This is a genomic window from Paucibacter sp. B51, from assembly GCF_027863535.1.
Classification (GTDB): Bacteria; Pseudomonadota; Gammaproteobacteria; order Burkholderiales; family Burkholderiaceae_C; genus Paucibacter_A; species Paucibacter_A aquatilis.
In genome coordinates this window covers 1,621,664-1,643,854 of the sequence record NZ_JAPIVN010000001.1, presented here as the reverse complement: position 1 = coordinate 1,643,854, position 22,191 = coordinate 1,621,664, and the positions used below count along the sequence as shown (strand labels likewise).

General features: G+C 66.5%; 18 protein-coding genes. 4 read left to right on the top strand and 14 right to left on the bottom strand.

What is annotated here, in order from left to right; all coding sequences use genetic code 11:
- Positions 1 to 52 precede the first annotated feature (52 nt).
- A complete protein-coding gene (locus tag OOB33_RS06955; protein ID WP_271008140.1) occupies positions 53 to 1,006 on the top strand; it encodes a tetratricopeptide repeat protein in 954 nt (317 codons plus the stop codon).
- Between the two features lie 48 nt (positions 1,007 to 1,054).
- On the opposite strand, the gene OOB33_RS06950 is transcribed toward OOB33_RS06955, so the two are convergent.
- The 3 genes from OOB33_RS06950 to fba form a co-directional block, all read right to left on the bottom strand.
- Positions 1,055 to 2,227 (bottom strand): hypothetical protein, encoded by a 1,173-nt coding sequence (locus tag OOB33_RS06950; protein WP_102768281.1) that lies wholly within the window; start codon positions 2,225 to 2,227, stop codon positions 1,055 to 1,057.
- The gene (locus OOB33_RS06945; RefSeq protein WP_102769634.1) at positions 2,224 to 3,123 is read right to left on the bottom strand and encodes a phosphoribosylaminoimidazolesuccinocarboxamide synthase; all 900 of its coding nucleotides are present in this window, start codon (positions 3,121 to 3,123) and stop codon (positions 2,224 to 2,226) included. The genes OOB33_RS06950 and OOB33_RS06945 overlap by 4 nt, the downstream gene beginning before the upstream one ends.
- A 111-nt stretch (positions 3,124 to 3,234) precedes the next feature.
- Entirely contained in the window at positions 3,235 to 4,299 is a 1,065-nt protein-coding gene (fba, locus tag OOB33_RS06940; RefSeq protein WP_102768282.1) for a class II fructose-bisphosphate aldolase, read from the bottom strand.
- Between the two features lie 246 nt (positions 4,300 to 4,545).
- Here fba and OOB33_RS06935 point away from each other — a divergent pair, with 246 nt between their 5' ends.
- Positions 4,546 to 5,565, top strand: coding sequence for an ATP-binding protein (locus OOB33_RS06935; RefSeq protein ID WP_102768283.1), 1,020 nt, complete (start codon positions 4,546 to 4,548; stop codon positions 5,563 to 5,565).
- Positions 5,566 to 5,881: 316 nt separating this feature from the next.
- Here OOB33_RS06935 and pyk read toward each other — a convergent pair whose 3' ends face one another.
- From pyk to def, 11 genes are all read right to left on the bottom strand, one after another.
- The gene (gene pyk, locus OOB33_RS06930) at positions 5,882 to 7,312 is read right to left on the bottom strand and encodes a pyruvate kinase (RefSeq protein WP_102768284.1); all 1,431 of its coding nucleotides are present in this window, start codon (positions 7,310 to 7,312) and stop codon (positions 5,882 to 5,884) included.
- Positions 7,313 to 7,451: 139 nt separating this feature from the next.
- A complete protein-coding gene (locus OOB33_RS06925) occupies positions 7,452 to 9,773 on the bottom strand; it encodes an NADP-dependent malic enzyme (RefSeq protein ID WP_271008139.1) in 2,322 nt (773 codons plus the stop codon).
- 151 nt (positions 9,774 to 9,924) lie between these two features.
- Entirely contained in the window at positions 9,925 to 12,690 is a 2,766-nt protein-coding gene (locus OOB33_RS06920; protein ID WP_271008138.1) for an ATP-binding protein, read from the bottom strand.
- Positions 12,691 to 13,023: 333 nt separating this feature from the next.
- On the bottom strand, positions 13,024 to 14,217 hold the full coding sequence (locus OOB33_RS06915) for a phosphoglycerate kinase (protein ID WP_271008137.1): 1,194 nt from the start codon (positions 14,215 to 14,217) through the stop codon (positions 13,024 to 13,026).
- Between the two features lie 116 nt (positions 14,218 to 14,333).
- Positions 14,334 to 14,663 carry an AzlD domain-containing protein gene (locus tag OOB33_RS06910; RefSeq protein ID WP_271008136.1) on the bottom strand — a complete coding sequence of 110 codons (330 nt, stop codon included), beginning with the start codon at positions 14,661 to 14,663 and terminating at the stop codon, positions 14,334 to 14,336.
- Positions 14,664 to 14,674: 11 nt separating this feature from the next.
- Positions 14,675 to 15,412, bottom strand: coding sequence for an AzlC family ABC transporter permease (locus OOB33_RS06905; RefSeq protein ID WP_271008135.1), 738 nt, complete (start codon positions 15,410 to 15,412; stop codon positions 14,675 to 14,677).
- Positions 15,413 to 15,535: 123 nt separating this feature from the next.
- The gene (locus OOB33_RS06900) at positions 15,536 to 16,306 is read right to left on the bottom strand and encodes a head GIN domain-containing protein (protein WP_271008134.1); all 771 of its coding nucleotides are present in this window, start codon (positions 16,304 to 16,306) and stop codon (positions 15,536 to 15,538) included.
- A gap of 203 nt (positions 16,307 to 16,509) precedes the next feature.
- Positions 16,510 to 16,953 (bottom strand): hypothetical protein, encoded by a 444-nt coding sequence (locus tag OOB33_RS06895; RefSeq protein WP_271008133.1) that lies wholly within the window; start codon positions 16,951 to 16,953, stop codon positions 16,510 to 16,512.
- Between the two features lie 75 nt (positions 16,954 to 17,028).
- Positions 17,029 to 17,877: a zinc metalloprotease HtpX gene (gene htpX, locus OOB33_RS06890; protein WP_271008132.1), complete on the bottom strand. Its 849-nt coding sequence runs from the start codon at positions 17,875 to 17,877 to the stop codon at positions 17,029 to 17,031.
- Positions 17,878 to 17,963: 86 nt separating this feature from the next.
- Entirely contained in the window at positions 17,964 to 18,992 is a 1,029-nt protein-coding gene (fmt, locus tag OOB33_RS06885; protein WP_271008131.1) for a methionyl-tRNA formyltransferase, read from the bottom strand.
- Positions 18,992 to 19,510 (bottom strand): peptide deformylase, encoded by a 519-nt coding sequence (gene def / locus OOB33_RS06880; RefSeq protein ID WP_102768293.1) that lies wholly within the window; start codon positions 19,508 to 19,510, stop codon positions 18,992 to 18,994. The genes fmt and def overlap by 1 nt, the downstream gene beginning before the upstream one ends.
- 266 nt (positions 19,511 to 19,776) lie before the next feature.
- Here def and OOB33_RS06875 point away from each other — a divergent pair, with 266 nt between their 5' ends.
- Positions 19,777 to 20,958, top strand: coding sequence for a LysM peptidoglycan-binding domain-containing protein (locus tag OOB33_RS06875; protein ID WP_102768294.1), 1,182 nt, complete (start codon positions 19,777 to 19,779; stop codon positions 20,956 to 20,958).
- A gap of 24 nt (positions 20,959 to 20,982) precedes the next feature.
- Entirely contained in the window at positions 20,983 to 22,113 is a 1,131-nt protein-coding gene (dprA, locus tag OOB33_RS06870; protein ID WP_271008130.1) for a DNA-processing protein DprA, read from the top strand.
- The last annotated feature ends 78 nt before the right edge of the window (positions 22,114 to 22,191 follow it).

Genomic DNA, 22,191 nt, shown 5'->3' with positions numbered 1-22,191 from the left:
CCCCGACTCCGCAGGCCCGAGGCCCGCGCCACATCGAGACCGACACGCCACCATGATCGACATCACCCTCCAGAATTTTGAAGCCGAACTGATCCAGGGCTCGATGCAGCAGCCGGTGCTGCTGGACATCTGGGCGCCCTGGTGCGGCCCCTGCAAAAGCCTGGGCCCGGTGCTGGAAAAACTCGAAGTGGCCTATGCCGGCCGTTTCAAGCTGGCCAAGCTGAACAGCGACGAGGTGCCCGAGATCGCCAGCCAGCTGAGCCAGATGTTCGGCGTGCGCAGCATTCCGTTTTGCGTGATGTTTGCCGGCGGCCAGCCGGTGGACGGATTTGTCGGCGCGATTCCCGAAGCCCAGATCCGCGAGTTCCTGGACAAGCATGTGCCCAGCGGCGAGATGCTGGAGGCTCAGGAAGAAGTGGCCGAGGCCGAAGGCCTGATGGCCGAGGGCGATCTGGAATCGGCCTTGGTCAAGCTGCAAGCCGCGGTCGAAACCGACCCGGCCAACGAGCAGGCCCGTTTCGATTACGTCCGCGCCCTGCTGGAGCTGGACCTGCTGAAGGAAGCCCAGGCCGCCTTCGCGCCGGTGGCAGCCAAGGCCGCCGACACGCTGACGCCGCATCCGCGCTTCGCCGCCCTGGGCCTGTGGCTGCAGGCCTGCGAGCGCACGGCCGCCGGCCTGGACATCGGCGCCCTGCAGGCCGCGATTGCCACCAACAAGCGCGACTTCGAGGCCCGCTATGCCCTGGCCCAAGGCCTGATGGCCAACCAGAGCTTCACCGAAGCCATGGACGAGCTGCTGGAAATCATCATGCGCGACAAGGCCTGGAACGGCGAGCTGGCGCGCAAGACCTATGTCGCCATCCTGGAGTTGCTGAGCAAGCCCGCCCCGAAGCCGGCCGCCAACGAGCCCAAGAGCGCCCTGGAGCTGGCCGGCCGTGCCGTCGTGCCGCCCAGCGACCCGCTGATCGACCAGTACCGCCGCAAGCTCAGCATGGCGCTGTTCTGAGCGCCGCGGGCGCTGCAGGCACGAGCCAGCGGCGCCCGCTTTCGCAGCTCAGCGCGGCTGCAGGGCCAGCGCTTTGAGGCGTGCCGCCAGCTGCGCCTGGTGGGCCGCAAATTCGCGCCACTCGCTGGCCGCCAGGCTGGCCTGCTGGGCCGCCACCTCGGCCTGACCGAGGGCGGCGTATACCTGGGACAGGCGGCTGTGCGTGGCCGCGCGATCATCCACATCGCAGTGCGCATCGAGCTCGAACTCGGACTCGCGCGCCTGCATCAGCGCCCGCTCGGGCTGGCCCAGATTGACCCGGCACCAGGCCAGGTCGGCCAGCAAGCTGCTGCCCAGTCGCGCCAGGCCATTGGCCATGGCCTGCGGCAGATGGGCCTCGTACAGCTCCAGCGCCTGAGCGAACTGACCTTCCACCACCAGGATCTGGGCGCGCAGCAGCGGCGTCAGATCGGGCATGACCGAGCCACCCATGGCCGCGTCGTAATGCTTGATCGAATCGGCACCCAGCAGCAGGCCCTCACCGGCCTTGACAGCCTCTGACAGGCTGGCACGGCGCGCCTGCGCGGTGCGCATCTCGGCCATGTTGTACATGAGCGCCGACAGCGAGGCGTCGTCACCGTCGCTGAGTGCATGGCGGCGGGCCAGCGAGTACCAGGCCAGGGCTTCGGTGTTGAGATTGGCGTGCTGATGGGCCAGGCCCAGGGTCATGCACAGGCGATAGCGTGCGCCGTGATCGTCGGCCGCGGCCAGGCGGTCGCACAGCGCCGCTTGCGCCAGCATCTCGTCTTCGGCATGGCGCACATAGGCCAGCTGAGACAGCCAGGCGGCGCAAAGCGCCTCCAGATCGGCCAGGCCGGCCGCGCGGGCGATCTGCTGGGCGCGGGCGATCTTCTCGTGCGAAGAGCTGCTGAAATCGGTGTAGTAGCTCATCAGCCCTTCGGCGAAATGCAGCCAGGCGCCGAGTTCGGGATGGGGGTGCTGGAAGGCCAGCTGGTGCAGGCCGGTCAGTTCGCTGCGCGCCTGCTCCATGCGGCCATGGCGGGCCAGCAGCAGGGCCCGACGGGCGCGCGCGCAAGCCGACTGGGTCTGGTTGGTGGCCGCGGCGATCTCGGCCTCGATGCGGGTGAGCAGGCGGTTCTTGATCACCTCGCCCGCCGCCGCCGGCGCACGCGCGGCGCCCGCGGCTCGCTTGCCCGAGGGGCTGCGGCTGGCGCCACTCATGACTGGGTCAGGCGCTGCAGCGCTTCGGCGTACTTGGCGGCGGTCTTCTCGATCACCTCGGCCGGCAGGGCCGGCGCCGGCGCGGTCTTGCCCCAGAGCTTGCCGTCGACTTGCGCCGCCTCCAGCCAGTCGCGCAGGAACTGCTTGTCGTAGCTGGGCGGGTTGATGCCTTCGGCATAGCTCTCCACCGGCCAGTAACGCGAGGAGTCGGGCGTCAGCACTTCGTCCATCAGGGTCAGGGTACCGTCGGCATCGAGGCCGAATTCGAACTTCGTGTCGGCAATGATGATGCCCTTGCTCAGCGCGTAATCGGCGGCGCGCTGGTAGAGCTGGATGGAGATGTCGCGCACGCGGGTGGCGAGATCCAGGCCGATGATGTCGACCATCTTGTCGAAACTGATGTTCTCGTCGTGGTCGCCCATCTCGGCCTTAGTGGCAGGGGTGAAGATGGGCTCGGGCAGCTTGGAAGCGTTCTTCAGGCCGGCCGGCAGTTGCACGCCGCAGACCTGGCCGTTCGTCTTGTACTCGGCCCAGCCGCTGCCGGCCAGGTAGCCGCGCACCACGGCCTCGACCGGCAGGGGCTTGAGGCGCTTGACCAGCATGGAGCGGCCGCGCACCTGGGCCTGCTCCTCGGCCGTCACCACCGACAGCGGGTCGTCGCCGGTCAGGTGGTTGGGCACGATGCCGTCGAGCTTGTCGAACCAGAACAGGGCCATCTGGGTCAGCAACTCGCCCTTGCCCGGGATGGGCTCGCCCATGATGACGTCGTAGGCCGAGATGCGGTCGCTGGCGATCATCAGGATGCGGTCCTCGCCCACCGCATAGTTTTCGCGCACCTTGCCGCGCGCGATCAGGGGCAAGGAGGTGAGGGTCGAGTTCAGCAAGGCAGCGGTCATGGTGGGCATCCGGGAAAAGTTCGCCGGGATTTTAGGCGGCATTCAACAACGCAAAGGCCCGCCGGGCGCGAACCGGGCGGGCCTGGGTCGGACGGGCGTCCTCGGTCGGTCTTACTGAACGATCTGGTTCAGCTCACCGCGGGCGTAGGCCGCGGCGATGTCCACCAGCGTGCGCGGCTGGATCTTGCCGGCCTGGCCTTCGCAACCGAACTCCAGATAACGCTGCTTGCACACGGCCTTGGCGGCTTCGCGGGCCGGCTTGAGCCATTCGCGGGCGTCGAATTTGTCGGGGTTTTCAAACAGGAACTTGCGCACCGCGCCGGTCATGGCCAAGCGGATGTCGGTGTCGATATTGATCTTGCGCACGCCGTGCTTGATGGCTTCCTGGATTTCCTCGATCGGCACACCGAAGGTTTCCTTCATCTGGCCGCCGTACTGGTTGATGATGGCCAGCAGCTCTTGCGGCACGCTCGAGGAGCCGTGCATCACCAGGTGGGTGTTGGGAATGCGGGCGTGGATTTCCTTGACGCGGCTGATGGCCAGGATGTCACCGGTGGGCTTGCGGCTGAACTTGTAGGCGCCGTGGCTGGTGCCGATGGCAATGGCCAGGGCGTCCAGCTGGGTGGCCTTGACGAAGGTGGCGGCCTCTTCCGGGTCGGTCAGCATCTGGCTGTGATCCAGCTTGCCGACGGCGCCGATGCCGTCTTCCTCGCCAGCATCGCCGGTTTCCAGATTGCCCAGGCAGCCCAGCTCGCCCTCGACGGTGACGCCGACCTTGTGCGCCATTTCGACGACGCGGCGGGTCACGTCCATGTTGTACTCAAAGGACGAAGGCGTCTTGCCGTCTTCCATCAGCGAGCCGTCCATCATCACCGAGCCGAAGCCCAGGTCGATGGCGCCCTGGCAGATCTTGGGGCTGGTGCCGTGATCCTGGTGCATGACCAGGGGAACGTGTGGGTACATCTCGGCCGCGGCCTGGATCAGATGCTTGATGAAGGGCTCGCCGGCGTACTTGCGGGCGCCTGCGCTGGCCTGCAGGATCACCGGGGCACCGACCTCGTCGGCGGCGGCCATCACGGCCTGGACCTGCTCGAGGTTGTTGACGTTGAAGGCCGGGATGCCGTAACCGTGTTCGGCGGCATGGTCCAGCAGTTGGCGCATTGAGACGAGAGCCATGGAAGTTCTCCGGGAGTTTGAAATCCGATTGACGCAGCCTACAAGCCCATCATCCGTCGATTGATGACGGCGCGGGCCATGTAACCGCGTTGTAACTGGCGCGGATTCTAGCGGTGGGGTGGCAAACCACAGCCCGGGCAGCCTCGCTTGTGTCAATGTTGACAAGCATTTAGGCTCTCAGTGCCCTTTTGTTCACGCCTTCACGGGGGCCAACCCTGGTCACACTGCACGCATGGAGCCCCACGCATGACACGACTCGCACTCGACCAGCTGACCCTCTGGATCACCGCCGCCGCACGCGAGCATTCGCACGACCTGGCCCAGCATCTCGAGGAGCGCACCGGCGCCAGCCACCGCTCGGCCTTGGGCGCGCTGCGCCGCCTGGTCGACGCGCACTGGCTGGTGCGCTCAGGCAGCAGCCGCCGGCCGGTCTACGGCCCGGGCCTGCTGCGCCAGGTGGCGCGCTCCTACACCTTGCACGGTTTGCAGGAAGACCTGCCCTGGCAGCGCGACTTTGCGCCCCACTTCGACCTGCCGCCCCATGTGGCGCGCATGATCCAGCATGGCTTCACCGAACTGGTCAACAACGCCATCGACCACAGCGGCGGCACCAGCGTCACCGTCTCGCTGCGCCAGACGCCCAGCCATGTGCAGCTGCTGGTGTCCGACGATGGCTGCGGCGTGTTCGACAAGATCTGTTCGGCCTTCGACATCGCCGATGCCCAACACGCCATGCTGGAGCTGAGCAAGGGCCGGCTGACCAGCCAGCCCGAGATGCACACCGGCCGCGGCCTGTTCTTCAGCTCGCAGCTGGCCGATGTCTTCGACATCCATGCAAACGGCACCGCCTTCCAGCGTCGCGCCTGGGAAAGCACCGGCTGGCAAAAAGGCAAACCCTTGCCGCGCCAGGGCAGCTCCATCTACATGGCGATCGCCCTGGACACCAAGCGCAGCCTGGACCAGGTGATGGAATCCTGGAGCCTGGCCGGTGATGGCATCGAATTCGACCGCACCACCATCAATCTGCGCCTGCTGGCCGGCCCCGGCCAGGCCCTGGACTCACGCGCCCAGGCTCGCCGCGTGGCGGCCCGGCTGCCGCAGTTCAAACGGGCCGAGGTCAGCTTTGAAGGGGTGGAGGATGTGGGCCACGGTTTCACCGACGAGCTGTTCCGCGTCTTCGCCCGCGCCCACACCGAGGTGGAACTGGTGCCGACGCACATGACGCCGCGCATCGCAGCGCTGATCAAGAGCGCGCAGAACGCCTGAGAACCAAGAGACCCGTCGACGTTGGCCGGGCTCTACCCGCCTTCGACCAACCGGTGTTTGAGAGTTTTTGTAGCGAGCGGCTGTCAGGCGAGGCTGAGTAAGGACTGATCCAGTCCTGAGGACTGGATTTGCCTAGCGAAGGACTCGGCCTCTGGCCGAGGCGGACGGAGCGCAGGAACCGGAACGTACTTCTTGTACGTGAGGATTCCGACAACGGAGTTGCGGCAAGACTCATATTCGCGAAGCGAATGTGATGTCGGAGCCAACACCGGACCAACGACGCATGGCAGTCGCGCTGTAAAAAACTCTCAAACACTTAACCGACGCGGCAGACCTTGAGCATATTGGTGCCACCGGGATAGCCCATGGGCTCACCGCAGGTGATGGCATAGGTGTCGCCCGGCATCAGCACGCCTTGCTCGACCAGGATTTGCTCGGCCGCCTTCAGCGCGGCGTCACGGTCCTCGAACTTGGGCATCAGCAGCGGGCGCACATTGCGGTACAGCGTCATCTTGCGCTGGCTGACCTCTTGGGTGGTCAGGGCGTAGATGGGCACCTGGATGCGGTGGCGGCTCATCCACAGCGCGGTCGAGCCCGATTCGGTCAGGGCCAGGATGGCCTTGCAGCCGAGATGGTGGGCGGTGAACAGCGCCCCCATGGCGATGGACTGGTCGATGCGGCCGAACTGGCGGCCGGCGAAATCGGTGTCCAGGCTGACGAACTCGGCACGCTCGGCCTCCAGGGCGATGGCGGCCATCTGCTCGATGGTCTCGACCGGGAACTTGCCGGCGGCCGTCTCGGCACTCAGCATCACGGCGTCGGTGCCGTCCAACACGGCATTGGCCACGTCCGAGACCTCGGCACGCGTGGGCACCGGGTTGACGATCATGGACTCCATCATCTGCGTGGCGGTGATGGCCACCTTGTCCAGCTCACGCGCCATCTTGATCATGCGCTTTTGCAGGGCCGGCACGGCGGCGTTGCCCACCTCGACCGCCAGGTCGCCGCGGGCCACCATGATGCCGTCGCTGGCCTTGAGGATGGCCTCGAGATGCGGAATCGCCTCCGAGCGCTCGATCTTGGCGATCATGCTGGGCTTGTGCCCGTAGGGCTCGCCGGCCATATTGGCCAGCTGGCGCGCCATTTCCATGTCGGTGGCGTTCTTGGGGAAGCTGATCGCCAGGTATTCGCAGCGGAAGCTCATCGCGGTCTTGATGTCTTCCATATCCTTGGCGGTCAGGGCCGGCGCGGTCAGGCCGCCGCCCTGCTTGTTGATGCCCTTGTTGTTGGACAGCTCGCCGCCCAGCTTGACGATGGTGTGCACGGCCGCGCCGCGCACTGCTTCCACGGTCAGCACCAGCAGGCCGTCGTTCAGCAGCAAGGTGTCGCCGGGCTTCACATCGCGCGGCAGTTCCTTGTAATCGAGGCCCACGGCCTGCTCATTGCCGAGCTCGGTGCGGTCGGCGTCGAGGATGAAACGCTCGCCGTTGATCAGCTCGATCTTGCCGTTCTCGAACTTGCCGACGCGGATCTTGGGGCCCTGCATATCGGCCATGATGGCCACTTCCTTGCCGGCGGCCCGGGCGGCCTCGCGCACCAGGCGGGCGCGGTCGATGTGATCCTGCGCCTTGCCATGCGAGAAATTGAGCCGCACCACATCGACGCCGGCTCGGATCATGCGCTCTAGCACCTCCGGTGAGGAGGACGCAGGGCCCAGGGTGGCAACGATCTTGGTGGCTCGGGACATGGCAGATCTCGCTGAAATAAAGTTACAAGCGGCTGATTATGCGGCGCATTTGTGGCCGCTCAAACGTCGAACAAGGGTTTCAGCGAGTTACAGCCAGTGTCCGGCCATTAGCCCGTGGCCGACAGCACGTCGGCCACTTTCAACTTTTCGCCGCCAGCACGTCGGCCACCGCCAGCGCCGTCATATTGACGATGCGGCGCACCGTGGCCGAAGGCGTCAGGATGTGCACCGGCGCGGCCGAACCCAAGAGGATGGGACCCACCGTCACGCCCTGGCCGGCGGTGATCTTGAGCACATTGAACAAGATATTGGCCGCATCCAGCGAAGGCAGCACCAGCAGATTGGCGGCGCCCTTGAGCGTGCTGTCGGGCAGGAAGGTGTTGCGCACCGATTCGCTCAGGGCCGCATCGCCATGCATCTCGCCATCGCACTCGACATCGGGCGCATGCTGGGTGAAGAGCTCGCGCGCACGGCGCATCTTCACGGCCGAGGGCCGCTTGCTGGAGCCGAACATCGAGTGCGACACAAAGGCCAGCTTGGGCGGCAGGCCGAAGCGCTTGACCTCCTCGGCCGCCATGGCCGCGATCTCGGCCAGCTGCTCGGCATCGGGCTGGTCGTTGACGAAGGTGTCGGTGATGAAGAGCGTGTGCTCGTCCAGCATCAGCGCATTCATGGTGGCGAAATTGCGCGCGCCGGGTTTCAGGCCGATCAGGTCGGAGACATGCTCCAGATGGTTGTCGAAGCGACCGACCATGCCGCAGATCATGGCATCGGCATCGCCGAGCTTGATGGCCAGGGCGCCGATGGTGGTGGCGGAGCGGCGCACGGCCGCCTTGGCCATCTCGGGCGTCACACCCTGGCGGCCCATGACCTGGTGGTACGCCTCCCAGTACTGGCGGAAGCGCGCGTCATTGTTCGGGTCGATGACGGCCACATCCTCGCCCAGCTTGAGGCGCAGGCCGGCCCGCTCGATGCGGGTGGCGATGACCTCGGGCCGGCCAATCAGCGTCGGCTTGACGATGCCTTCGTCCAGCGCCACCTGCACCGCACGCAGCACGCGCTCGTCCTCGCCCTCGGCGTAGATCACGCGCGCCGGGTTGGCCTTGGCGGCCGTGAACACCGGGCGCATGAACATGCCGGTCTGGTAGACGTAACGCTCGAGCGACTGGCGGTAGGCCGCCATGTCCGCGATCGGGCGCTCGGCCACGCCGGAGTCGGCGGCAGCCTGAGCCACGGCCGGCGCGATACGCAGAATCAGGCGCGCGTCGAAGGGCTTGGGGATCAGGTAGTCGGGGCCGAAGTGCAGCTCTTCGCCGGCATAGGCCGCGGCGACTTCATCGCTGGTCTCGGCCTTGGCCAGGGCAGCGATCTCGCGCACGCAGGCCAGCTTCATTTCCTCGGTGATCTTGCTGGCGCCGCAGTCCAGCGCGCCGCGGAAGATGTAGGGGAAGCAGAGGACGTTGTTGACCTGATTCGGGTAATCGGAGCGGCCGGTGGCGATGATGCAATCCGGGCGCACGGCCTTGGCCAGTTCGGGGCGGATCTCGGGCTCGGGGTTGGCCAGGGCCAGGATGATGGGGCTGGCAGCCATGGTCTTGACCATCTCGGCCGTGAGCACGCCGGCGGCCGAGCAACCCAGGAAGACGTCGGCGCCATTCACCACATCGGCCAAAGTGCGCGCCGTCGTGGTCTGGCAGTAGCGCTGCTTGGATTCATCGAGCTTGCCGGCCTTGGCATCCTCACGCTCGGCGTGAATCACGCCCTTGGAGTCGCAGACAAAAATGTGCTCGCGCTTGACGCCCAAGCCCACCATCACGTCCAGGCAGGCGATCGCCGCCGCACCGGCGCCGGACACAGCCAGCTTGACGGCGCCGATGTCCTTGCCCACCAGTTCCAGGCCGTTCAGCAGCGCGGCGCTGGAGATGATGGCCGTGCCGTGCTGGTCGTCGTGGAAGACCGGGATGTTCATGCGCTCCTTGAGCTTCTTCTCGATGTAGAAGCACTCGGGCGCCTTGATGTCTTCCAGGTTCACACCGCCCAGGGTGGGCTCCATGGCGGCAATGATGTCCACCAGTTTGTCGGGGTCGCGCTCGGCCAGTTCGATGTCGAACACATCGATGCCGGCGAACTTCTTGAACAGGCAGCCCTTGCCCTCCATCACCGGCTTGGCGGCCAGCGGGCCGATGTCACCGAGGCCCAGCACCGCCGTGCCATTGGTGATCACGCCGACCAGATTGGCGCGCGAGGTGTAGTCGGCCGCCTTCTGCGGGTCGGCCTCGATGTCCAGGCAGGGATAGGCCACACCGGGCGAATAGGCCAGGGACAGGTCGCGCTGGTTGGACAAGGCCTTGGTCGGGGTGACGGCAATCTTGCCGCGCGTCGGGCTGCGGTGGTACTCGCGGGCGGCATCGCGCAGCGCGGCTTCAGCCGGGGACAAAGCCTTGTTGTTCTGTTCGCTCATTCCCTGCTCTCCTGGAAATTGGGAAAAATCAAAGTTCCGGGAGGTTACATCGACCCATGTGACGCGCTGATGCCGAGAGTTTTGACTTTCATGCAAAGACGGCAATACCGGCCGCATGATGCACCGACGAACCGGCCCAGCCCAGCGGGTCTCAAGCCACCACCGAGTCCGGGCCCTGAACAGGCAGACGCAGGGTGAAGCAGGTGCCCTGGCCGGGGGCGGAATCGACCTCAATCCGGCCCTTGTGCTTTTGGATGATGGAGAAGGACAGGGACAGCCCCAGCCCGGTGCCCTGTCCGACCGGCTTGGTGGTGAAAAAGGGCTCGAAAATGCGCTTCATCACCTCGGCAGCCATGCCGCAGCCGTTGTCACGCACCGAGACGCAGGCCCAGGCTCCGTCCACCCAGGAGCGGATCAGAATCAACCCATCTCGCTCGATGGCATGGCCAGCATTGACCAGAAGATTCATCAGCACCTGATTGATCTGCGCGGCAAGGCAGTACACGGCCGGCAGGGGTGACAGTTCCTTTCGCACCTGCGCCTTATAGCGAATCTCATGCATCAGCATGTTCAGGGTGGACTCGATGCCCTCGTTCAAGTCGGCATACAGCCAGTCGGAGGCATCCACGCGCGAGAAGCTGCGCAAGTCCTGCACGATGCGCTTGACCCGCTGCAGGCCATCGATGCTCTCGTGGATCATCTGCGGCAGGTCTTCCGCCAAAAAGGCGAGATCCAGGGCTTGCTCCAGCGTCTGGGCTCGCTGTCGCTGTTCAGCACTGGCACTCTCGCCGCAAGCCTCCCGGTAAGCCTGCACCAGCGCCAGCAAGCTGCCGACATCGCGCGCCAGCGTGCCCAGATTGCTATTGACGAAACCGATGGGATTGTTGATCTCATGGGCCACGCCGGCCGCCAACTGCCCGATCGAGGCCATCTTTTCCTGCGCCGCCACCTGTCGTTGCAACTCGCCCAGCTTCTCGTAGGCTTTGGCGTTGTCCATGGCCACGGCAGCGTAAGCGCAGAGGTTTCTGAAGACCAGCTGCTCGCGCTCGCCAAAGCTCTGTGCCTGGAGCCCAATCACACGCATCACGCCAATGACGCGATCAGCCACTTGCAAAGGTGCAACCATACGTTGACCTTCGATCATCAGTTCGGTGCGGCTGCGCAGGGCGCGGACGCATTCGTGCTGAGCGTCGGACACTGCGATGCGGGCGCCAGCCGTGGCTGCATCCAGGCATCCGAGCGCGCACTCCAACCATTCGCCGCGTTCGTCGAGCAAAAAAAACGAAAGCCGGCTGCTCTGCAGCAATTCCTCCACATGACGCTGCAACACAGCCAGCACCCGGCCGACATTGAGTTGCGCGGTGATCTCCTTGCCGCTCTCGCCCAGATGCAACAACACCGTGTGCAAGCTCTGCAAAGCCTGCGAACGCGCCGACTCGGCCTGCGCCAACTGCCGCAAATGCTCTTGCTCGGCGCGCGCGCGCTCCACCTGATGCTGGACATGCAGCACCGCCGCCTGCTTACCGGATTCTTCCGTGAACACCTGCTGCCGCACTTCGCTGGCCCGCTGGCTGAGCTGGTACGCGGCACTGAAATCTCCCCGGGCCGCGTGCGCAGCCGCAGCACTTTCGAGCAAGGCCGGCGGCGTGCAGTACCCGGGCAAACGCTCGGCCTGGGCCAGGGCCTGTTGCAACCAGGGCAGCACCGCCTCGGGCGACTGGCCCTCGGCCTGGCCGATTTCGGCCAGCGTCCACAAGATGTCGACCAGGGTGCTGCGCTCACGCTGCTGCTGCGCCACCTCGCGAGCATGCAGGGCAGCTTCTCGGGCCTCGGCCAGGCGCCTCAGGCGCAACAGGGCGCGCGCTTGCCCCAGGGCCGCGTCGGTGTGCATGTCCTTGGAGTCGACCGACTGCGCCCGCTCCGCCAACAGTTGGAAATGCTGCAGCGCGCTCTCGTTTTCCTGCAGATCCAGCTCGATCTCCGAGAGGTACTTGAGGGCGAGCATGGCACTGCGGTTGTGAGGGTGGGCCGCCAGCAAGGCCTGGCACTCCAACAAGAGCTCGCGCGCCGCGCTGAGCTGGCCGATGCGCCGCATTGCATCCCCGGTCTGCGCCAATGCCAGTGACAGCGAGCCGGGCCAGCCGGACTCACGCGCCAGGCTCAGGCCGCGCTGCAGCCACTCCACCGCCTGCGCATAGTCGGACATGCTGGTGTAGGTGTAGCCCAGGTTGGATGCCACCGACAAGGCCCGCCGCAGCTGGCCCGAGGCCACCGACCAGCGGTAGGCCTCGATCAGCCATTGCGCCGCCGGCGCAAACTCGGACGACAGGCCGCACTGCAGACCACGGTAGTCGGCCACTGCAGCCGCACACGCTGGGCTCAAGCCCTCGGTGCTGCGAGGCAGTCGCGCATCCCAGGTGTGATTGGCCACCATCTGGTCGCGAAACAGCTCTGAGCGCGCCAAGGTCAGTTGCAAAAGAAGGAGTCTCTCGCCATCGCCCACGCGCTCTGCCAGCTCGATGGCTGTTTCCAGCCCCTGCCGCAAGCACTCAGCCTGACCCCGATCGGCCGCGACGTAATGTCGCAACCAATGCAAATCGCACAAGCCGCGCAAATCCTGCAGCGCGCTGAAATCGAGCTCGGCCTGATCGAGCAGCCCCTGTGCCTCATCCAGCCTCATACCCAGCAAGGCCACCTCGGCCTGCACCAGGCGCATGCGCGCTTGAATGCCATTGCGCACCTCGTCCGCGAGGTCGCTCAACGGCACCTGCGCCAGTACCTCGTGGGCTAACTGCAGCGCACGCTCACTGTCCTGCTGACGCAGACCCCAGGCCAGCACTGCCACTTGCTCCAGGTCTGCGGCTTCATTCGCACCGGCCTCCTGGGTGAATGCCAGCGACCCACGACACGGAAACATCTCAAGTTCGCCAGTCCAGCGCATCTGCAAGCCTCGCCGCTTCAGTGGCTTGAGCCTACGCCGGCAAGCCTGGCCTGAACAGCCTGAAGTTGTAGCGGCTCCGGCAGATGTGAGCAATGTCACGCCACCAAACCATGGGCAACCAGCGTCAGCGACAAAAGACCAAGCGGCGAGGCCGGGTCAATGCGTTCGCCAACTCCACAGGCATTTGCTCGACAGACCCGGGGCTGCTCGCAAAAAGGGCCTCGCAATGCGAGGCCCAGTCTGCAATCAGCACGCTCAGCAAGTGCGTGGCCGCATTGCCCAATGGCCCGTATCAGGAGGGGTGAGCCGTCACCCTTGTGCGCGCCGACTCAGGATCTCGAAGGCCGGCAGGGTCTTGCCTTCCAGGATTTCCAGGAAGGCGCCGCCGCCGGTGGAGATGTAGCCCACGTCCTTTTCGATGCCGTACTTGGCGATGGCTGCCAGGGTGTCGCCACCACCGGCGATGCTGAAAGCCGGCGAGGCGGCGATCGCGCGGGCGATCGTTTCGGTGCCCTGGGCAAAGGCGTCGAACTCGAACACGCCGACCGGGCCGTTCCAAACGATGGTGCCGGCGGCTTTCAGCTGCTCGGCCAGCAGGGCCGCAGTCTTGGGGCCGATGTCCAGGATCAGGTCGTCTTCAGCGACATCGGCCGCGTCCTTGACCGACGCCGGGGCGTCGGCCGCGAAGCGCTGAGCCACCACCACGTCCACCGGAATCGGCACGGCGGCGCCGCGCGCCTTCATCGCATCGATCACGGCCTGCGCTTCGGCCACCAGATCGGGCTCGGCCAGCGACTTGCCGATCTTCAGGCCAGCGGCCAGCATGAAGGTGTTGGCGATGCCGCCGCCGACGATCAGGCCGTCGACCTTCTCGGACAGGGCCTTGAGGATGGTCAGCTTGGTCGAGACCTTGGAGCCGGCGACGATGGCCACCAGGGGGCGCTTCGGCGCGCTCAGCGCCTGGCTGATGGCGTCGATCTCGGCAGCCAGCAGCGGGCCGGCACAGGCGATCTTGGCGAACTGGGCGATGCCGTAGGTCGTGCCCTCGGCGCGGTGGGCGGTACCGAAGGCGTCGTTGACGTAGATGTCGCACAGAGCGGCCATCTTCTTGGCCAGCTCTTCGTTGTTCTTCTTCTCGCCCTTGTTGACACGGCAGTTTTCCAGCAGCACCAGCTCGCCGGGCTTCACATCCACGCCGTCCACCCAGTTGGCCACCAGCTTGACCTCGCGGCCCATCAGTTCACCCAGGCGCTGGGCCACCGGGGCCAGGGAGTCTTCGGGCTTGAACTCGCCCTCGGTCGGGCGCCCCAGGTGGGACGTGACCATCACGGCAGCGCCGGCCTTCAGGGCTTGCTCGATGCAGGGGATGGAGGCGCGGATGCGGGTGTCTTCGGTGATGTGGCCGGCATCATCCTGCGGCACATTCAGGTCGGCGCGGATGAAGACGCGTTGGCCGGCAACTTTGCCAGCGGCGATCAGGTCGGTGAAACGGATCACGTTCATGGGTTGAGCTCAGGGCTAGTTTGGAATTCGGGGCGTGGCGGGGTCGAACAAGGACCCGGCCGTGCGAGGCCCGCTAGCTTACCAAGCCCGATGCCGCACACCGAATCCAAGCGGTTTCACCAACCCAGGCCGATGCGCAGGGCCAGCATCACGGCCGTGCCGCAGACGATGGTGCCGAGGATGCCGCGCTTCCAGAAGAAGTAGGCGGTGCCGGCCGCAGTGGCGTAGAGCCGGGCGTCCTGCCAGGTGCTGATCAGCTGGCCCTGGCTCATGACGATCTCGGGCACGATCACGGCGGCCAGTGCGGCGATGGGGGCATAGCGCAGGCCCGTCTTGGCCCAATCGGGCATGGGCAGCTCTTTCTTCGGAATCATGAAAAAGCCACGGGTCAGCAGCGTGATCACGCCCATGCCGAGGATGGCGAGGGCAACGAGCCAGTCGTTCATCGTCGTCTCCATCACTCACGCACCTCACGCGCCGCCTCGCCCGACGTGGGGGACCAATGCTCCATCAGCAGCCCGGCCGTCACCGCCACGGCGATGGCCACCATGATGTTCAGGCGCAGCGGCAAGGCATAGGCCGCCACCGCGGCGCAGCCGGCCAGGGCCGCCGAGACCCAGGTCTTGCGGTCCTTGAGCAAGGTGTAGGACAGGCCCAGCAGCGCCAGCACACCCGCGAAACCCAGGCCCCACTGCGTGGGCACATGGTTGGCCAGCAGGATGCCGGCGATGGACGGGATCTGCCAGGCCGCCCAGTTCAAACACACCCCGCCCCAGAAGTAGGGCGCTTGATCGGGGTGCGGCTTGGCCTCGGGAAAGCGCTTGAGGAAGGCGACGTAGTTGAGATCGGCCGCGAAGTAGGCGATGTGCAGGCGCTGAAGCAGCGGCAGGTGGCCGAAGTACATGCGCCACTGCACGCTGAAGATGATGAAGCGCAGGTTGACGCAAAAGGCCGTGGCCCAGATCACCCAGATGGGCGCACCACTGGCGATCAGGGGCAAGGCCGCCAGCTGCGAGCTGCCGGCAAACACCACCAGACTCATCAAGAGCGCCAATCCGACCGACAGGCCGCTCTTGATCATGGCCACGCCGGTCACCAGGCCCCAGGCCGAAATGCCCAGGGTGATGCCCGCCATCTCACGCGCGCCGCGCCGGAATTCAGGGTGGCGGCACTGCGCCTTCAAGGTTTGAAGCATGCGCCATTGTCGCGGCCCGAGCGCAGGGCCGCTGTCGCGGGGAGATCACGCCAGCACCGTCCGGGGCGATCCTGCGACCGCCCGGCTGCCAGCAGGGCAGCTCAGTGGCCGCTCAGTTGCCGCTCAGTTGCCGTTCAAGCGGCGCACGCGGCCGCTGCCCGCCATGGAGGTGCTGAGCTCGGGCGAGCCCACATAGCCCACATCGCCGGAACCGGCGATGGACACCTTGAGCGTCTTGCTGGCATTGACTTCGGCATCGCCGCTGCCCGCGATCGAGACCTTGACCGCCTCGGCCAGCAGGCCGCGCGCGCGCACATCGCCCGATCCGGCAATCGACAGGCTCAGGCTGCCCGAGCGGCCGTTGGCCGTGACCGTGCCGCTGCCGGCCACCTTGACACCCAGGCGCTCGCTGCTCAGGTCGGCGAACAGCACATCGCCCGAACCGGCCACGCTGGCATCCACCTCACCGGTCTTCATGGCCTCGACCCGCACATCACCCGAGCCGGCCACGGCAATGCTGCGCAGCTGGGCCATGTCCAGCACGATCTCGGGGGTCACCGAACCCTGCACCTCATAGCCTCGCTTGGGGCTGATTTCCAGGGTTCGGCCGCCCTTCTTGCCCTCGACGATGCGGGTTTCGATATAGCTGTGGAGGTTGCGGTCGGTCTTGACCTCGACCCGACCTTGCGAGCTTTGGCGCACGAGCAGTTTGAAGCCACCGGCCAGGCTCACGCTCTCAAAGCTGCCCAGATCGCGGACTTCGCTGCTGACATCGCCCGTGCCCTTGATGCGTTCGGAGCTGCCCCAGCTCCAGGCCTGGCTGCCGACTGAGGTCAGGCTGAGGGCGGTCAGGGCGGTGACGGCAGCGAGAGAGAACAGGCGGCGTTGCAACATGATGGTCAGGCTCCGAAAGAAGATGAGGTGCATGCATCTTCGGCGTGCCGACAGACCGCGCCCAGCGCGATTCGACCAAATGCAGGCGCGGCAGCTTCAAATGCCAAAAGCACGGAACCACATGAAGCCAAGGTGTGAAAAAGCCGCGGCAGCACGGGGCTGCAGCGGCCGGGGCTCACGCAGGGCGGGCGGCGTGGGCGCGATCAGTGGGCTTTGGCCTTGCTCGCCTTGGCGCCGTCTTTCCCACCCTCTTTTCCAGCTTCTTTCTCGGCGTTGTCCTTGGCTTCGGCCGCCGCAGCAGCCTTTTCTTCCAGCGCCAGGGCCTCGGGGCTGCCCGGCTTGGGCGGCCTCGGTACGACCGGGGCCACACCTTCGAGCTTGTTCTCGCGCATGTACTCGTCCATCTCCTTCCAGCCATTGAAGACCGAGGCCTTGTGGGCCTTGGGGTTCAAGGTGTAGCAGTCTTCGATGGCGCGCATGGCATGGCGGCAGGCGCTGCCGATGGCCTTGCCCTCGGCTTCCTTGGCGGCCATGACCTTGGCCGGGTCCTCGATGCCCAGCTGCTCGCAGCCGGTCAGGGCCAGCAGGCTGGCCAGCAAAGACAGGGTCAGGAGGGCGCGACGAGGCGCGGTCGAGTGCGACTTCATGTCTTCAGTATCGGCCAGCCACGGGTCAGCTTGAGCGCCGCGTTCGCAGACAGAGAATGAACGAAGGGCGAGGCTTCAGCGCCCCTGCGCCATGGCCATCAACCGCGCCACCCGCTCCTCGGTGGCCGGATGGGTGCTGAACAGGCCCGCCAGGCCACTGCCAGAGAGCGGATTCATGATCATCATCTGGGCTGTCTCGGGGTGGCGCTCGGCCGCTTCCATCGGCAGGCCTTGGGCAAAGCGATGGATCTTGTTCAGGGCCGAGGCCAGGGCCTGCGGGTCGCCGGAAATCTCGGCGCCGCCGCGGTCCGCCTCGAACTCACGCGCCCGGCTGATGGCCATCTGGATCAGGCCGGCCGCAATCGGCGCCAGGATCGACACCAGCAGGCCGACCAGCGGATTGCTCTGCCGGCCCTCGCTGTCACGGCCGCCGAAGAACATGGCGAAATTGGCCAGCATGGAGATCGCACCGGCCATGGTGGCGCTGATGGTGCTGATCAAAATGTCGCGGTGCTTCACATGGGCCAGCTCATGCGCCATCACGCCGCGCAGCTCGCGCTCGGACAAGACCCGCAAGATGCCTGTCGTCGCCGCCACGGCGGCATGCTCGGGGTTGCGGCCGGTGGCAAAGGCGTTGGGCGCGTCCTCGTCAATCAAGTAGACGCGGGGCATGGGCAGCTGGGCACGCTGGGCCAGCTCACGCACCATGCCGTAGAACTGCGGCGCCGAGGTCTCGTCCACCTCGCGGGCCTTGTACATCTTCAGCACCATCTGGTCAGAGAACCAGTAGCTGAAGAAGTTCATGCCCAGGGCCACCAGCAGCGCCAGCATCATGCCGGCTTGGCCGCCGATCAGGCGCCCCAGAGCCATGAACAAGGCCGTGATGGCGGCCATCAGGATGGCGGTCTTCATCAGATTGAACATGGCAGCGAGCTCCTCGCGAGACTACGGTGGAAGCAGGCACATCGGGCCGAAAGACCCGATTTCAAGCAGGTTCAGAAAGAACCGACTCAGGCGGCGCTGCGCTCGAAACGCGCCCCCACGGCCACCGGCCACGCCTGCAAAAAGGCCGCCGCCGGCAAGCGCTTGCCGCCGGCGCGCTGCAGCTCCGTCAGGCGCACAGCGCCCTGGCCGCAGGCGACGACGATGCCCGACTCATCCACCCGCAAGACCTGACCCTCGGCGGCAAGGCCGTCCCCGCGCTCGCAGACTTCGGCGCGCCAGATCTTGAGCAGTTCGCCGTCCAGCTGTGATGCACCGCCTGGGAAGGGATCGAAGGCGCGCAGGCGCCGGGCGATCTGAGCGGCATCCTGCTGCCAGTCGATCTGCGCCTCGGCTTTCTCGATCTTGTGGGCGTAGCAGACGCCTTCGGCCGGCTGGGGCGTGGCCGTCAAGCCGCCGCAGGCGCCCAGCTCCAGGGCCTCGACAATCATGCGGCCGCCCAGGGCCGCCAGCTTGTCGTGCAGGCGGGCTGTGCTGTCATCCGCGGCAATGGGCAGGCGCTCGATCAAGAGCATGTCACCCGTGTCCAGGCCGGCATCCATCTGCATGATGGTGATGCCGGTTTCGGCGTCTCCGGCCTCGATGGCGCGGTGGATGGGCGCGGCACCGCGCCAACGCGGCAGCACCGAGCCGTGGATGTTGAGGCAGCCGCGCAGGCCCGAGCTGCGGCCTGCGCCGGGCAGATCCAGCACCCATTGCGGCAGGATCAGACCGTAAGCGGCGACCACCATCACATCGGCGCGGGCGTCCTGCAAGGCCTGGCGAGCCGCCTCGGCGTCGTCCGGGAACTTGCCATCCAGGCGCAAACTGCGCGGCTGGGCGACCGGGATGCCATGCTGCAGCGCCAGCTGCTTGACGGCCGAAGCCTGCAGCTTCATGCCACGGCCGGCGGGCCGGTCGGGCTGGGTCAGCACGAGAGGCACTTCAAAACCGGCCGCGATCAGCGCCGCCAGGGCGGTGGCCGCAAACTCCGGCGTGCCCGCGAACACGACCCGCGGGCCGCCCGAGCGCGAAGCCGACACAGCAGCGCCGGCCATCAGCGGCGGCGCCCTTCTTCTTCGCGGGCCTTCTTGACCAGCTTGGTCTTGATGCGCTCGCGCTTGAGCGGGCTCAGGTATTCGACGAAGACCTTGCCCATGAGGTGGTCCAGCTCATGCTGCACGCAGACGGCCAGCAGGCCCTCGGCCTTGAACTCGTAGCTCTGGCCCTCGCGGTTGAGCGCGCGCACGGTGACGCGGGAATGGCGCGGCACTTTGTCGTAGATCTGCGGCACCGAGAGGCAGCCTTCTTCACCCTCGGTGAACTCGGCGCTGGTCTCGATGATTTCGGGGTTGATCAGCACGCGCGGCTCGTTGCGCTCTTCGGAGGTGTCGATCACCACCACGCGCTCGTGCACATCGACCTGGCTGGCAGCCAAACCCACGCCTTCAGCGGCATACATGGTTTCCAGCATGTCATCGACGAGCTGGCGGATGCGCTCATCCACCGCCGTGACCGGCTTGGCCACGGTGTGCAAACGAGGATCGGGGTAACGCAGAATGTTCAGTTTCGCCATGAGCTTGCGTGTGTGGACTCAGCACAACGCCTGTTTGTAAGAGCTTGCAAGAGGGCAAAAGCGCCCGCTTTGTTCGTTGCGACGCCCTGTTTTTGGGGGCAGAATCGTCGCGGCCTAGGGGGATTTTCGCTGAATTGGCGCCGCTGGTCCGAGGCCGCGGCAAAGCACCCCGTGCGAGGGCTTGAAAAAAAGACCCCGAAGTCTGTCCAACCCACCCGCAGCCGGTCTGCGGTAGAGAGTGCTCGATGCCTGTTTGTGAATCGCTGATGTCCGCCCGGCCCGCCCAGAACACCGCCCTGTTTGTGAAGAACCTGCTGCTGGCGGCCAGCCTCTCGGCCCTCAGCCTGGGCGCCGCCGCGCAAACAAGCAGCCTGCCCATCACCGGACAACAACGCGCCACCGCCGACCGCGTGGCCCAGGCCGGCGTGCCGCTGAGCGAGCTGGCCGCCGACGCCCCCGACTCCCACACCGTCAAGGCCGGCGACACGCTCTGGGACATCTCCAAGCTCTTCCTCAAGAGCCCCTGGCGCTGGCCCGAACTCTGGGGCATGAATCGCGACCAGATCAGCAACCCACACCTGATCTATCCCGGCCAGGTGCTGGTCTTGGTCAAGGTGGACGGCCGCGCCCGCCTGCAACTGGCCCAGCCGGTGGGCAGCGGCAGCAGCGGCGACACGGTCAAGTTGTCGCCGCGCGTGCGCAGCTCAGGCGTGGACGACGGCTCCATCAGCGCCATTGCCCTGAACCTGATCGAGCCCTTCCTCAACGACGCCGTGGTCTTCGACAGCGATGAGCTGGCCAAGGCGCCCCGCATCGTCGCCACGCCGGAAAGCCGCGTGCTGCTGACCCGCGGCGACCTGGCCTATGCCCGCGGCGACCTGAGCCAGGCCACCGACTACCGCGTGTTCCGCAACACCCGCCCGCTGCTGGACCCCAGCACCAAGGAACTGCTCGGTTATGAAGCGCCCTACCTCGGCACTGCCGAGCTGACCCGCCCGGGCCAGACCACGCAGCTGCCCGATGGCAAGAGCGAAATCGTGCCGGCCACCCTGACCATCAAGTCGGTGCGCCAGGAAATTGGCGTCGGCGACCGCCTGGCCCCGGTGCCGCAGCGCAGCTTCTCGCGCTACGTGCCGCATGCACCGGCTCAGCCCATGTCGGGCCAGATCGTCTCGATCTACGGCGATGGTCTGAATGCCGGCCAGAACCAGATCGTGGCCCTGAACCGCGGCGCCCGTGACGGCATGGAGCGCGGCCATGTGCTGGCCCTGTGGCAGCAAGGCCGGCGCATGGTGGACCGCAGCGGCGGCCAGCGCGAGGAGATCAAGCTGCCCGACGAGCGCCACGGTGTGCTCTTTGTGTTCCAGGTCTACGCCCGCGTGTCCTACGCCCTGATCATCTCGGTCAAGGACCCCGTCAAGGCCGGCGATCGTTTCACCCAGCCCTGAGGTCGGCCACGCGGTCGCCAAGCCATGTGGGACCGCGATGAACTGGGCGCCTGGCTGCGCCTGCTGGAAAGCCCCGGCATCGGCCTCGACACCGCGCGCCGCCTGCTGCTGAGCCTGGGTTCGCCGCAAGCGGTGTTCGATCTACCGGGTGCCGCCTGGCAGGATCTGCTGACCCCCAAGCAGCGCGAAAGCCTGAGTCGCCCGCCCGAGCACCTGGACGCGGCGCTGGACGGCACCTGGGCCTGGCTGCAGGCCGACCCCTCGCACCAGATTCTGCTGCTCGGCGATGCCGACTACCCGCCGCAGCTGATGGCCACGGCCGACCCGCCGCTGCTGCTCTATCTGCAGGGCCGGCGCGAGCTGCTTCGCTCGCCTTGCCTGGCCGTGGTGGGCAGCCGCAACCCGACAGCGCAAGGCCGGGACAATGCCCGCGCCTTTGCCCGCGAACTGGCTCAGGCCGGCTTGTGCATCACCTCGGGCCTGGCCCTGGGCGTGGACGGCGCCGCGCATCAGGGCGCATTGGCCGCCGGTGGCGCCACCATCGCGGTGATGGGCACCGGCTTTGACCAGATCTACCCGCGTCGGCATCAGGCGCTGGCCGCGCAGATCAGCGAGCAAGGCCTGATCCTGAGCGAGTACGCCTGGGGCATGCCGGGCCTGGCCAGCAACTTCCCACGCCGCAACCGCCTGATCGCCGGCCTGAGCCTCGGCACCTTGGTGGTGGAAGCCGCCCTGCCCTCGGGCTCGCTGATCACCGCACGCCTGGCCAGCGAGGCGGGCCGTGAAGTGTTCGCCATCCCCGGCTCGATTCACTCACCCATGAGCCGGGGCTGCCACGCCTTGATCCGCCAGGGCGCCAAGCTGGTGGAAACCGCCCAGGACGTGCTGGAAGAGCTGCCGCCCGGCAGTTGGCCGGGCAGCCCGGCGGTGAACAGCAGCAAGCAGCCGTCAGCGCCCGCTGAAGCGCTGGACTGCAGCCCCGCCCAGCGCCAGGTCCTGGAGTTGATGGGCTTCGACCCCATCGGCCTCGATGCCCTGCAGGCCCGTGGCGGCTGGCCGGTGGCCGAGCTCAGTGCCCATCTGCTGGAACTGGAGCTCAGCGGCGCGATTGCCCGCCTGCCGGGGCAGCAATTCCAGCGCCGCGCCGGGGCTTGAGGCCGCCGCGCCGCATTCGCGCGGAAACGCAGTTTGGGGCCTTGAGACGGGCTTTTCCGGCCTGTTTGGCCGGTTTCT

Excerpts from the sequence above, each read along its gene's own strand:
- OOB33_RS06895 (WP_271008133.1), bottom strand. The coding sequence starts at position 16,953 with ATGAAGTCGCACTCGACCGCGCCTCGTCGCGCCCTCCTGACCCTGTCT.
- def (WP_102768293.1), bottom strand. The coding sequence starts at position 19,510 with ATGGCGAAACTGAACATTCTGCGTTACCCCGATCCTCGTTTGCACACC.
- dprA (WP_271008130.1), top strand. The coding sequence starts at position 20,983 with ATGTGGGACCGCGATGAACTGGGCGCCTGGCTGCGCCTGCTGGAAAGC.
- OOB33_RS06925 (WP_271008139.1), bottom strand. The coding sequence starts at position 9,773 with ATGAGCGAACAGAACAACAAGGCTTTGTCCCCGGCTGAAGCCGCGCTG.
- OOB33_RS06935 (WP_102768283.1), top strand. The coding sequence starts at position 4,546 with ATGACACGACTCGCACTCGACCAGCTGACCCTCTGGATCACCGCCGCC.
- OOB33_RS06950 (WP_102768281.1), bottom strand. The coding sequence starts at position 2,227 with ATGAGTGGCGCCAGCCGCAGCCCCTCGGGCAAGCGAGCCGCGGGCGCC.
- OOB33_RS06910 (WP_271008136.1), bottom strand. The coding sequence starts at position 14,663 with ATGAACGACTGGCTCGTTGCCCTCGCCATCCTCGGCATGGGCGTGATC.
- OOB33_RS06900 (WP_271008134.1), bottom strand. The coding sequence starts at position 16,306 with ATGTTGCAACGCCGCCTGTTCTCTCTCGCTGCCGTCACCGCCCTGACC.
- OOB33_RS06875 (WP_102768294.1), top strand. The coding sequence starts at position 19,777 with ATGTCCGCCCGGCCCGCCCAGAACACCGCCCTGTTTGTGAAGAACCTG.
- fmt (WP_271008131.1), bottom strand. The coding sequence starts at position 18,992 with ATGGCCGGCGCTGCTGTGTCGGCTTCGCGCTCGGGCGGCCCGCGGGTC.
- pyk (WP_102768284.1), bottom strand. The coding sequence starts at position 7,312 with ATGTCCCGAGCCACCAAGATCGTTGCCACCCTGGGCCCTGCGTCCTCC.
- htpX (WP_271008132.1), bottom strand. The coding sequence starts at position 17,877 with ATGTTCAATCTGATGAAGACCGCCATCCTGATGGCCGCCATCACGGCC.
- OOB33_RS06945 (WP_102769634.1), bottom strand. The coding sequence starts at position 3,123 with ATGACCGCTGCCTTGCTGAACTCGACCCTCACCTCCTTGCCCCTGATC.
- OOB33_RS06955 (WP_271008140.1), top strand. The coding sequence starts at position 53 with ATGATCGACATCACCCTCCAGAATTTTGAAGCCGAACTGATCCAGGGC.
- OOB33_RS06905 (WP_271008135.1), bottom strand. The coding sequence starts at position 15,412 with ATGCTTCAAACCTTGAAGGCGCAGTGCCGCCACCCTGAATTCCGGCGC.
- fba (WP_102768282.1), bottom strand. The coding sequence starts at position 4,299 with ATGGCTCTCGTCTCAATGCGCCAACTGCTGGACCATGCCGCCGAACAC.
- OOB33_RS06920 (WP_271008138.1), bottom strand. The coding sequence starts at position 12,690 with ATGTTTCCGTGTCGTGGGTCGCTGGCATTCACCCAGGAGGCCGGTGCG.
- OOB33_RS06915 (WP_271008137.1), bottom strand. The coding sequence starts at position 14,217 with ATGAACGTGATCCGTTTCACCGACCTGATCGCCGCTGGCAAAGTTGCC.